This is a genomic window from Parashewanella tropica (assembly GCF_004358445.1).
GTDB lineage: Bacteria > Pseudomonadota > Gammaproteobacteria > Enterobacterales > Shewanellaceae > Parashewanella > Parashewanella tropica.
Window position 1 is genome coordinate 3,380,370 of sequence record NZ_CP037951.1, and the last position, 12,643, is coordinate 3,393,012.

Genomic DNA, 12,643 nt, shown 5'->3' on the forward strand with positions numbered 1-12,643 from the left:
AGACTAGCTGTGCGGAAGAATAATTGATGGAGAGAATTACTATTGGCAAGCTTCAACTACAGCCAATACATCAGCCGTTTCAGCTACATCATGCACTCGAATAATATGAGCGCCTTGTTGCGCTGAAATCAAAGCTCCCGCTAAACTGCCTGCTAGTCGCTCATCGACATCCCTATCAAGTAAATGCTTAAACATACTTTTTCGTGATAAACCAATCAAAACAGGTGAGTCAAAACGGTGGAATTCTTTTTGATACTTGAGGATCGCTAGGTTGTGTTCCAGTGTTTTACCGAATCCAAATCCTGGGTCGAGTATGATGTGCTCGCGCTTGATGCCTGCATCAATACAAGCTTTTATCCTTTCCTCAAAAAACGCAGCAATATCTTCAATCACATCTTGATACTTTGGCGCTGTTTGCATGGTTCTTGGGGTACCTTGCATGTGCATCAAGCATACTGGGACATCAAGGCTAGCCGCCATTTCCAATGCGCCTGGTTCTTGCAACGCACGAACGTCATTAATCAGATGTGCACCAGCCTCAACAGCTTGCTTCATTACTTCAGGTTTACTGGTATCGATTGATATCCACACATCCTTATGACTCACATGTTTTATTACTGGGATCACGCGAGCTAGTTCCTTTTCTAATGAAACATCAGGCGCCCCCGGACGAGTCGACTCACCACCGATATCAATAATCTTGGCACCTTGCTCAATCATTTCATCAGCATGCTGACATGCCGTTTCATAGGTATTGAATTGACCTCCATCAGAAAAAGAATCGGGCGTGGCATTGAGAATACCCATAATGATTGGCTTGGATAACTCGAGTGTTTTATTTTTGCTTTTTAATACATAAGTCATAATTGCTTCCACAGACAGCAAAAAGCCCCTAATTAGGGGCTTTTTCTATTTTATTTAGCTTACTTAGCAGGATTCCCTTCAGCGTCATCTACTTTAGGGTCTTCCTTACTCTCAGCATCCACATCCACTTTTTCTTCTTTAGTTTCTGCTTCTACTTTTGAGCCTGAATCGTCGCCTTTATCAGTATCAGCACTGTCTTCTTGCCAATCTTCTGGAGGGCGAACTTCACGACGATTCATCAAATCATCAATTTGCTCTGCACCAATGGTTTCGTACTTCATCAATGCATCTTTCATTGCATGAAGAATATCTTCATTTTCCTTCAGCAATTCTTCTGCACGATCGTAGTTACCATCAATAATCACTTTTACTTCAGAATCAATGATGGCTTGAGTTTCATCAGACATATGGCTTGACTTCGCCATGCTGCGACCTAGGAATACTTCACCTTCTTCTTCCGCGTACAATAGCGGACCAAGCTTTTCAGAGAAGCCCCATTGCGTCACCATGTTACGCGCAATTTGAGTCGCGTATTTGATGTCTTGTGACGCACCCGTCGATACTTTTTCTGCACCGTAAATCATTTCTTCCGCTAAACGACCACCGTAAGCCACTGAGATTTGGCTCTCAAGCTTTTGACGGCTTTGGCTAATCGCATCCGCTTCAGGCAAGAAGAAGGTCACACCCAGTGCACGACCACGAGGAATGATAGTTACCTTATGAACAGGATCATGATCTGGCACTAAACAACCAACAATCGCGTGACCTGCTTCGTGGTATGCTGTCATTTCTTTTTCTTCTTCAGACATCACCATAGAGCGGCGTTCTGCGCCCATCATGATCTTGTCTTTAGCCTTCTCAAACTCATCCATACCAACGGTGCGTTTGTTCGAACGAGCGGCAAATAGTGCGGCTTCGTTGACAAGGTTGGCAAGATCGGCACCAGAGAAACCAGGTGTACCACGCGCAATAATGCTGGCTTTGATGTTGTCAGCAAGCGGTACTTTACGCATGTGAACTTTAAGAATTTGTTCACGACCTTTAACGTCAGGTAGGCCTACAACCACTTGACGGTCAAAACGACCAGGACGCAATAATGCTTGGTCTAATACGTCAGGACGGTTGGTTGCAGCGATAACAATAATACCTTCGTTACCTTCAAAGCCATCCATTTCAACCAACATTTGGTTCAAGGTTTGCTCACGCTCATCGTGACCACCACCAAGACCTGCACCACGTTGACGACCTACAGCATCGATTTCGTCGATAAAGATAATACAAGGGGCTGATTTTTTCGCTTGCTCGAACATGTCACGAACACGAGATGCACCGACACCCACGAACATTTCAACAAAATCAGAACCTGAAATGGTAAAGAATGGTACTTTTGACTCACCCGCAATGGCTTTTGCCAAAAGCGTTTTACCAGTACCAGGAGGTCCCACCATTAATACACCTGTAGGAATACGACCACCCAGTTTTTGGAATTTGGTTGGATCTTTAAGGTAATCCACCAACTCAGTTACTTCTTCTTTTGCTTCATCACAGCCCGCAACATCAGCAAAAGTGGTGTTGATTTGGTCTTCACTCATGAGCTTGGCTTTGCTCTTACCAAATGACATGGCGCCTTTACCGCCGCCACCTTGCATTTGGCGCATAAAGAAAATCCAAACACCAATCAGTAGGATCATTGGGAACCAAGAGATGAAGATTTGAGTGAGGAAGCTGGTTTGCTCAGCCTGTTCACCTTTGATTTTAACGCCTTTTGCGATGAGATCATTGATAAGATCTTTATCGTACATAGGCATAATGGTGGTGAACTTTTCACCTGAGCGAGTCTGACCAGTAATGGTTCTCTGATCACTTTTAATTTCAACTTCCGGTATGTTGCGATTTTCCACATTTCGCACAAACGTTGTGTAATCCATCTTCTGACTCGATGAAGAAGACGGAGAATATCCCTGAAATATGGTCATCAGCACCACGGCAATAACGACCCAGAGAATTAAATTTTTAGCCATATCACTCAAGTTATTCGACCTCAAAGCCCTTTGATACCAGTTCGAGTTGGTATTATTTTAAAAACTGACGATTAGGGTACTACAACTTGTACCCAGTCGCCACTATATAGACTTCACGAGAACGTGCTCGCGATGAATCTGGTTTGCGGGTTTTCACCACTTTAAATGCTTGCCTTACGGCTTTCATGTATTCATCAAAGCCCTCCCCTTGGAATACTTTAACAGCAAAGCTTCCATTTGGAGCTAAAACTTGATGACACATATCTAATGCTAGCTCAACCAAGTACATTGCACGAGGTTGATCTACCACGCCTGCACCACTCATGTTTGGTGCCATGTCAGATAAGACAACATCGACTTTATCACTACCAACTCGATTTAGAAGCGCTTCTAACACCGCATCTTCACGAAAATCGCCTTGTAGAAAGTCGACACCAACAATTGGATCCATTGGTAAAATGTCACAAGCAATCACTTTTCCTGATTCACCTGTTAATTTCACGGCAACTTGCGACCAACCGCCAGGCGCGGCACCTAAGTCGACAACCGTCATGCCTTTTTTAATTAAATTATCTTTGTTCTGCAGTTCTTCCAATTTGAACGCAGCCCGAGAGCGCAATCCTCTTTTTTGTGCCTCTTTGACATAATGATCATCAAAGTGTTCTTGCATCCATCTGGTAGAACTGGCGCTTCTTTTTTTCGCTGTCATCAATAAACCACAACAAATAGATATTATATGTTAGCTATATAAGGGTAGAATAACGGGTTTTCAATAGATATTTTGTAACTTTGGTTGTCCAACCAAATGAAAAGTAGGTTATATGAACTTAACTACCAAGCAAAAACAGCACCTTAAAGGTTTAGCTCACGATTTAAAACCTGTGGTACTTCTAGGAGCTAACGGTTTAACGGAAGGTGTTTTAGCCGAGATCGACAATGCACTTGAGCACCATGAATTGATCAAGGTTAAAGTGCCATCAACAGACCGTGAAATGAAAGCGGCTGTGATTGATGCCATTGTTCGTGAAACGAATGCTGTAAAACTTCAGCAAATTGGTCACATCGTAGTGCTTTTCCGTCAATCGGAAGAAATGAAAATCGCAATTCCGAAAGCGCGTTAATGCTTATTTTTGAAATTTAATAAAAAAGCCGCTGAATATTTAGCGGCTTTTTCTTTGTCTGCAAATCATCAACTATGGATGATCGGAAATCACTTTTGGCTTGTAGTGTTCAGGTTTCAACCCTAGATACTCCGGCAATGAAGTTCCCACCGAAATCGATGACCAAGTGCCAGTTAATACCCCAATAAACATGGCGATGGAGAAACCTCTCAGTGCATCTCCACCCATGATCCACAGTGCAACAATCGTCATCAAGGTAGTACCCGATGTCACCATGGTTCTTGAGAATGTAGCACCTACTGCTTGATTATTAAGCTCTGTAATATTGCCCTTGGGTTTAGCTATTAAAAGCTCCCTGATCCTATCGGCAATGATAATTGAGTCATTCAGTGAATAACCCAAAATCGCCAAGATAGCCGCCAATACTGTTAAGTTGAACTCCATCTGACTAAAAGCAAAAAATGCCAATACGAACACCACATCATGAGCAAGTGCAAATAAGGCTCCTGAGGCTAAGCGCCACTCGAAGCGAAAACTGAGATAGCCAAGAATACACAAGACGGATATCAACAACGCTAAGCCACCTTGGTTAGCAAGCTCAGCACCCACTTGCGGTCCCACGATACTGGTATTGAGTACATCAACTTTCTGACTAATAGGCTGTAGTACTTGTTTTAAATCAGGGTGATCTTTAGCATTGACTGGCGTATCACTGTAACGAAGCACCCATCGTCCCGGCTCACTGGCAGAAATCACCTCGACCTTTTGATGATAGGCTTTATCGAGTACAGGATGCATCTGCGCTGGCGTGACATTCTTGTCCAATTGAACTTCTGAAACAACACCACCAGTGAAATCCAATCCCCAATTAAGCCCATTCATTGTAATAACGGTAATTGAGGCTATCATTGCGACTACAGAAATCACACTCGTCATATAGCGGAGTTTAGTCGCGTTTTCTTTAATAAACTCTCTCATGCTTAAACCCTCACTTCGCGACTGGTATCACGCCCATACACCAAATTGATGATGGCTCTTGAGGCAAAAATGCCGGTATACATACTGGTGATCAAACCTAATCCTAAGGTCAATGCAAACCCTTGAATGGGTCCATTACCAATAGCATAAAGCACCACAGCTGTGATCAAGGTTGTGAAGTTAGCATCAAAGATGGTTGAGAAAGCACTGTCGAAACCCGTATCAATAGCCCCCGCAAAGCTTCGACCTTCTTTCATCTTATCCCGTATTCGCTCAAAAATAAGTACGTTAGTATCAACGGCCATACCAACAGTGAGCACTAACCCCGCAATACCTGGTAGTGTTAATACGGCACCAGGAAGTAGAGATATTAAGCCAAATAGAATTATCATGTTGCAGATAAGCGCGATATTTGCCACCCAACCTAGGCGTCGATACCAAAGCGCCATAAATATGAGAGTAACGCTCAAGCCAAGTGCCAACGCTTTGATACCGTTATCGATATTTTCTGCACCTAGGCTTGGACCAATGGTTCTTTCTTCAACAATGGTTACAGGCGCTGTCATCGACCCTGCTCTTAATAGCAAGGCTAACTGTTGCGCCTCTTGCATGGTACCCACACCCGTGATTTCGAAACGAGACCCCAACTGGCTTTGAATGGTGGCAATACTGATGATGTGAGTATTTTTCTTGGCTTTACCGTTTTCACCACGGCTGTATTCGCTAAACGAGGTTGCCATTGGTTTTCCTATGTTATCGCGTGAAAAGTGCGACATTAAGGTGCCGCCAGCGCTATCAAGGGTAATATTAACTTTGGCTAATCCCATTTTACTCACCGCAGCACGTGCATCGACAATATGATCACCACCTAAAACAGGACGGCGTGCCACATAAACAGGACGAGCGTTTTGATCAGGGATCATCTGTGCATTCACATCACCTTGCTCTTTGACACCATAAAAAGCCAAACTTGCTGTTGCACCAATGACCTTTTTAGCAGAAGCCGGATCTTGTACCCCAGGTAGTTCAATACGAATACGGTGATCGCCTTGGCGTTGTACTAAAGCTTCTGTGATCCCAAGCTGCTCAATACGACTTCGCATGATTTGCAAGTTTTGTTGTACTGTCATATTGCGAAGATTGATCTTTTCTTTGTCTTTTAAGAACAATCGAACACCACCATCAGTACTCGCGACTTGCCAAGTGGGCTCCGTCGTCGCGACGAACTTACGAATCGCACTTAACGCATCATCGGACGTACTTAATGCTTTGACTTGCTCACCTTGCTGTTGATGGAAACTCACACCACGGATATTTTTCTCACGTAAAGCTTGGCGTAACTCATCAATCATCTGTACCCCATGAGCGTGATAAACAACATCAACGTCAACATCGAGTAAAAACTGTACCCCGCCTCGTAAATCGAGTCCTAGTTTTATTGGCGAAAACCCTGCTTCTAATAACCATTTAGGAGCAGCTGGAGATAACGCTAAGGTTACCGCTTCAGGATTCTTTAAATGCTTAGCCAATAAATCTTTTACATCGGTCTGCTGTTGTTGATTTTTAAGAACCACAACACGACCTTTGGCATTATCATCGATACGCTTGGGAGTGATCCCTGCCTGTTTTAAAATCTGCTGAGTTTGCTGTAATGACATTTCATCTACGGCTTTTTTACCCAACTGCACCGCACCATCTTCGCCATACCACGATGGGATTGAACTCAGTAACATCACTAATACGGATACAATAAAAACAATATACTTCCAGCGCGCGGTGTAATTCAGCGTCTTACCTGTTCGAGCATTTTTCATGTTATATCTCTTTCAAATTTATAGTGGCGATCACTCGTTAATTGAGAGATCGCTCAATTAATAATAGTTAAATAATGAAAATAGAAAGAGATAGAGTCAGGCTTGCTGAATAAAACGATAAATAAGATTGGACTCTTTCCAACCATTTAGACGAGTTGGTTGAGTTTGATAGGTGAGCAACCAATCCAGTTGCTGATTAAATAGAGCTTGATAACCTTTATTTAAAAGTGGCGCAGGGGGTAAATCCACTTCGGATAACAACTGATATTCAGGATGAATATCATCATGACTAAACTGGACTAAGCTCAGGTATCGAAGCGAGTTTGTAGGGATAAATTGAGTGTTATTAGTATCGTGAAGGAACTGTTCTAACTCAAGTTGATGGATTTTGACCAACGAAACTGGAAGCTTATGTTGAGCTTTAAAATCAACATTCTGAACTTGAGAAATTTGCTGTGAAACTAAAGGGGTTGCAGGGGTGTCATTTCCAACATCATGATCAGAAATTTGACTCAATGTCACACCTCCAATGACAGCAACAAGTGTCATCAGACAAATCAAAACGTATGATTTAATGGATTGAGTCAAATTCAAATATACCTTCTTAATGAAGATCTTACATTAACCGCTTTTGCTTACGATTTGCAAATTAGTAAGTACCAGACCATAAGTTTTTCGATAATTTTGGAGTTTAGATCAAGTGCCATTCAAGGCGCTTTTGTTTGTAATATTAATTATCTTACAAACAAAAGCAACGTCGAAGAGTGCTTGAGATGGGCGTCAAAAAAACGAATAAATTTATGGTTGGGTACTTTACATCAAGCTTCTGTTCGCCTAGATGTATTGTACTTCTACAACTTCGAAGTCAGTCAAGCCACCAGGCGTGTTAATGCCGACTTCATCGCCTTCTGATTTGCCAATCAAACCTCTTGCAATCGGTGAGTTTACAGAGATCAGGTTTTCTTTAATGTTCGCTTCATCGTCACCAACAATGCGATATGTCATTTCTTCATCAGTATCAATATTTAAGATGGTTACTGTTGTACCGAAGATAATTTTTCCGGTGTTTTCCATCTTGGTGACATCGATGATTTGAGCGTTTGATAGCTTACCTTCAATATCGCGAATACGCGCTTCACAAATACCCTGCTCTTCACGTGCAGCGTGATATTCAGCATTTTCTTTTAAATCACCCAACTCTCTTGCTTCAGCAATGGCTTCTGTAATTTGTGGGCGACGTTCAAACTTCAAATGGTCTAATTCCTTGCGAAGTTGATCTGCACCGACAACCGTCATTGGAACCTTATTCATAATGATTCTCTCTCCTTAAAGCAAAAGAAGCCCGTGCTGAACTTAGTCTGCACAGGGGAATGTTAATATCCTAGAAAAAGCGGGAGACAATAGGTATTTACCTGATGCTTATCAACTAAGCTGCCCCATTATTAAGCGAAATGTAACAATCCAGCTCTTTCGTACTATTGCAGAGTAACTTTACTCCACACCATGATTAATATTATAGCCTAAGCTTACCCCAAGCAGGAGCCTTCTTACCAGACTAATCTTATTTTCGAGTATGATTTCGTAAGCTGGCTAACGCATCTTCAGCTCTCAGTTGTGCCATGGCGACATAAGCCACAGGTACCACAAATAATGAGAAGAAGGTTCCAGCAATTAAGCCACCAACCAAGACCAAGCCAATATTGGCTAACCCTAATGATCCTGGTCCTGTTGCTAAGGCTAATGGAATCGCACTCAAAATCATCGTAAGTGATGTCATTAAAATCGGGCGAAGTCGAGACTTGGCACTTAGTATCGCCGCTTCAAAGGGTTTAACCCCCTTATCTTGTTGCTTATTGGCAAATTCAACCAACAAGATCCCGTGTTTGGTTACCAAGCCGACTAAAGTCAGTAATCCAATTTGCGAGTAAATATTTAAGCTTTGACCAAACACATAGAGCGTCAACAAAGCTCCTACTAAGCATAATGGAACAGTAAGTAAAATAATCAATGGGTCAACAAAGCTTTCGAACTGCGCAGCGAGGATTAGATAGATAAATATTAACGCTAAGAAGAATAACGAAGCCGTTCCTCGCTGCGAGTCCATTAACTCTTTAATGACGCCGTTATACACAAAATCTTGTGATGATGTGAGTTGTTTAGGAACATTTTCATCAATATAGTCTTTGATCTGACTGGTTGAATAACCAGGCGCAATATCGGCAGTAATTTCAGCACTATCCATACCGCCAAATGTCTTTATGCTGGATTCAGCCGTTGCTTCTTTAATGGTGACAAACTGAGATAAAGGTAATGATTGACCAGATGCCGAAGTCACATAAAGTTTGTTAAGTACATTAAAATCACCCAAATCTTTTTGATTCACTTGTACCAAAATCGAGTAAGTTTGATCGTCCTTAGCATGTAAGTCAGCCGCTTTAACCGAACCTAAAAATACGGAAAGCGCATTGGTGACATCAGCATAACTAACTCCGGAAAGTGTAATCGCGTTCGGGTCAATACTTAAATCGTACCTTAATTGATCTCTCACCAAGGAGTTATTTACGTTCGCCAATCCTGAGTAATTTTTCAAAAGCTCGGTGACTTTTTTTGCAGATTGGCTTAATGCTTCTTTGCCTCGACGCAAGGCTGTGATTTCAAGCACCACATTTTGGCTGATATTTAAATTATCCGCATTGTAGATACTGAATGACACTCCATAAGCCGAAACCGACTTCTTGGCTTTTTCCATCAAGTCATTTATCACATCATTGATGTCTTGTTTTCGCTCTCCCCAAGGTTTAAGTAATATAAAATTGGTTAATTGGCTTTGGATAAATGACAAGTTAGTTCGTACGGCAGTTTCACCTTTAGGTAAGTCATTGATTTGATCAATATGCTCTAAATGATAACTGCGTCCAACGCCTACAGGTGCTTTTGAAATCAACTGAATAAAGCCTGTATCTTCTTTAGGCAGCAGTATTTTTGGAAGCTGCCAGTAGGCTAACCCAGCTAAAATAACCAACACAGTCCCAATAGTTAGTAGTCTCCCTTTACGAGTTAACCAACGCTCTAATACTTTCGCATAGGCAAAAGTTAACTCTTGTAAAAAACCGTTAACCCTTTTAAACCAGCCTGCGTAATCAGAAGCAGGTTTAACTAAATAAGCGCTCATCATGGGTGAAAGCGTAAGTGCAACCATACCTGAAATGATCACGGCTGAGGCTAAAGTAAAGGAGAACTGTTTAAACAAGTCTACCGTCAACCCCGACATTAACCCAATCGGTAAGTACACCGCGGCTAAGGTTAACGTCATAGAAATCACGGGGAAAATGATTTCTTTGCAACCTTTAAGCGCCGCATCAAAAGGCGTGTCCCCTTGCTCAATATGGCGATAACAATTTTCCACCACCACAATGGCATCATCCACTACCAACCCGATAGCGAGAATGATTGCTAAAATGGTGAGCACATTAATGCTAAATCCAAGATAAGACATCACCGCAAATACGCCGATAACACAAACGGGAATAGTAATAATCGGCACCGAGGCTGCCCGCAAACTACCTAAAAACAGCAACACAACAATAGACACCAATACGATAGCTTCAATCAATGCCGAAAAGCCTTCGTGAATTGAGGCATTGATAAAATCGGCTTGGTTATACACCAACTGCATTTTGATGCTTTGCGGTAAGCGTTTTTGCATCCGCTCGATTTCTTTGACAATCAAAGCCGACACTTGAACAGGGTTTGCATTTCTCAGTGGCCTAACTTGAATCGCTAACCCAGGCTTGCTGTCAATGGACAGCACGGATGGATTAAGGCTGCTTTCTCCCATTTCAACATCAGCGACATCAGAAATACGTATGATCCGATGATTGTCATCTTGCCTAACCACCAACTGCTTAACATCATCAACTGACTGAACCTGAGTAACAGGGTTTAATGAGAAATTTCTGGCTTTACCGACAATCGCCCCAGCAGTAAAACTCGTATTGTAGTCTTCAAGAACCGTTACAATATCTGCGGTGCTAACTTTCAGTTCTTTCATTTGTTCTGGGTTGAGCCACACCCGCACAGCACGGTGTGATCCACCATAAGGCCCCCAAACTGCACCGACACCTTGAATATGTTTAAACTGAGGTATCAATTGCTGCACGATATAATCGTACATTTGCTGTTGTGTCATCCCCCCAGTATTAACAAAGGTAATGATATTACTACTGCTTGAGCCCCCCGCAGAAATATCATCGGTAACAGTCGGCTTGTTCTCCATTGCAGAAGGAAAGTCATCAATGGCTTCAATGCTGGAGCGTAGCTTATTCATCAAATTGGTGTATTCGATGTCAGTCGTATCATCGCTGAATTTGATGTTAAGAGAGCAACTGCCGATGTTACAGTTGGTGGTCATGGTTTCAACTTTATCTAGGCCCCCAACAGCTGCAATGAGTTTATCGGCAACATTACTCGACATGAAATCAGCACTCGCCCCTGGGACAGATGCACTTACTGAAGCGGTATGCTTGGTATGTTCTGGAAAATATTGGATTTCTAATTTTTGAAAAGCAATGATCCCCAAAAGTACCGCCATGATGCTAAGAATTGAGGCAAAAATGGGGTGACGAATACAAACTTCAGGTAATTGCATCAGTGCGATACTCCATTATCTGATTTAGATGCATCGGATGTTGAGTTATCAGCTTTATCGTCTTTCGGCGCTAAAATACGAATGGTTGAAGTTGGCGTCAGGTTTTGCATTCCGGTTTTCACTACTAGCTCGTTTTCTTTTAAGCCTTGAGTCACCGCCACATAGCCATTATTGGTATTTTTCCCTAATTGCACATCACGCTTTTGAACTCGATTTTTATTCACCACCCACACATAACGTTCATCATTATTGGCTTGCACCGAGTTTTGTGGCACCAGCAACTGAGTTTCTCGATGTCCAAAGTAATGTTTAATTTTGGCAAACATTCCAGGAGCAAGTGCGTAATCAGGGTTGTCTAACTGAGCTCGAATAGTGACTCGACCAGAATTGGGGTCAATAGCTGGCGCCACATAACTGACTTGCCCATAGAAAGTACGATCTTTGTATGCGTCTACTGTCACACTGACTCGTTGACCTTTATTGGCTTTGCCAAAATCATTCTGACTGATGGCATAGTCGACTTCTACTGGATTGAGTTGATAAAGAGTCACTAAAGCAGTATCTGCCGCAATGTGACTCCCCACAGATTGCGTAAAGCTGGTGAGTTGTCCATCAAAAGGGGCGATAATTTGATAGTCTTTCATCGCCGCTAACTTTTGCTGATAGTCCGCTTTGGCTAAATCTAATTTTTCTTTGACTTCATCAACATTTTGTTTAGAAAGTGCATAAGGTTCACGCTGCAATAAGTCATTAATTCTGTCGAGGTTGGTTTGAGCCAAAGCTAGACTGCTTTTAGACTTATCTAAGTCTGCTTTTGCTTCTGTATTGTCCAGTTGGGCAATCAAATCACCTTTTCTGACTTTGTCACCACTATTGAAATAAATTTTGATAATTTTATTGGCGGCAGTGAAACTCAAATCAGAAGAAGCCACTGCTCGAAGCTTTCCGACTTCTTGCACCAAATCATAGAAGTAACCTTGCTTTACAGGCTCAACAGTAACCGCTACGGCTTGAGGCGTTTTATCTTTTTTACTTTTAGCAAGACTATAAATTGGAGATACCAAAAATACTGTGAAAGCCAGTAATAAGAGCATCACTAACCATTTTTTAGGAATATTGGGAAACAGACTCCCCATACGTTCAACTCCTCTAAAGGTGAGAATGGGAGTTTGTGAATGATTAACTCGATGAAAAGCT

10 protein-coding genes are annotated in these 12,643 nt (G+C 42.1%); 1 reads left to right on the plus strand and 9 read right to left on the minus strand.

Annotation, left to right across the window (positions count from 1 at the left end; genetic code table 11):
• Nucleotides 1–39: 39 nt before the first annotated feature.
• The 3 genes from folP to rlmE form a co-directional block, all read right to left on the minus strand.
• Nucleotides 40–864, minus strand: a complete 825-nt coding sequence (folP, locus tag E2H97_RS14935; RefSeq protein ID WP_133407871.1) for a dihydropteroate synthase — start codon at nt 862–864, stop codon at nt 40–42.
• A 59-nt stretch (nt 865–923) separates the two neighbouring features.
• Nucleotides 924–2,894 (minus strand): ATP-dependent zinc metalloprotease FtsH, encoded by a 1,971-nt coding sequence (ftsH, locus tag E2H97_RS14940; protein ID WP_133407872.1) that lies wholly within the window; start codon nt 2,892–2,894, stop codon nt 924–926.
• A gap of 70 nt (nt 2,895–2,964) precedes the next feature.
• Nucleotides 2,965–3,594 (minus strand): 23S rRNA (uridine(2552)-2'-O)-methyltransferase RlmE, encoded by a 630-nt coding sequence (rlmE, locus tag E2H97_RS14945; RefSeq protein ID WP_133407873.1) that lies wholly within the window; start codon nt 3,592–3,594, stop codon nt 2,965–2,967.
• Nucleotides 3,595–3,706: 112 nt separating this feature from the next.
• Between rlmE and yhbY the strand changes: the two genes are divergently transcribed.
• Nucleotides 3,707–4,006 carry a ribosome assembly RNA-binding protein YhbY gene (gene yhbY / locus E2H97_RS14950; RefSeq protein WP_133407874.1) on the plus strand — a complete coding sequence of 100 codons (300 nt, stop codon included), beginning with the start codon at nt 3,707–3,709 and terminating at the stop codon, nt 4,004–4,006.
• Nucleotides 4,007–4,078: 72 nt separating this feature from the next.
• Here the strand turns inward: yhbY and secF are convergent, their stop codons facing one another.
• From secF to E2H97_RS14980, 6 genes are all read right to left on the minus strand, one after another.
• Nucleotides 4,079–4,984, minus strand: coding sequence for a protein translocase subunit SecF (gene secF / locus E2H97_RS14955; protein ID WP_425466795.1), 906 nt, complete (start codon nt 4,982–4,984; stop codon nt 4,079–4,081).
• A 2-nt stretch (nt 4,985–4,986) separates the two neighbouring features.
• Nucleotides 4,987–6,798, minus strand: coding sequence for a protein translocase subunit SecD (gene secD / locus E2H97_RS14960; protein ID WP_133407875.1), 1,812 nt, complete (start codon nt 6,796–6,798; stop codon nt 4,987–4,989).
• A gap of 96 nt (nt 6,799–6,894) precedes the next feature.
• A complete protein-coding gene (locus E2H97_RS14965; RefSeq protein ID WP_170308322.1) occupies nt 6,895–7,347 on the minus strand; it encodes a hypothetical protein in 453 nt (150 codons plus the stop codon).
• A 285-nt stretch (nt 7,348–7,632) separates the two neighbouring features.
• Nucleotides 7,633–8,109 (minus strand): transcription elongation factor GreA, encoded by a 477-nt coding sequence (greA, locus tag E2H97_RS14970; protein WP_133407877.1) that lies wholly within the window; start codon nt 8,107–8,109, stop codon nt 7,633–7,635.
• A gap of 250 nt (nt 8,110–8,359) precedes the next feature.
• Nucleotides 8,360–11,446: an efflux RND transporter permease subunit gene (locus E2H97_RS14975; protein WP_133407878.1), complete on the minus strand. Its 3,087-nt coding sequence runs from the start codon at nt 11,444–11,446 to the stop codon at nt 8,360–8,362.
• On the minus strand, nt 11,446–12,582 hold the full coding sequence (locus tag E2H97_RS14980; RefSeq protein ID WP_133407879.1) for an efflux RND transporter periplasmic adaptor subunit: 1,137 nt from the start codon (nt 12,580–12,582) through the stop codon (nt 11,446–11,448). The genes E2H97_RS14975 and E2H97_RS14980 overlap by 1 nt, the downstream gene beginning before the upstream one ends.
• Nucleotides 12,583–12,643: the final 61 nt, after the last annotated feature.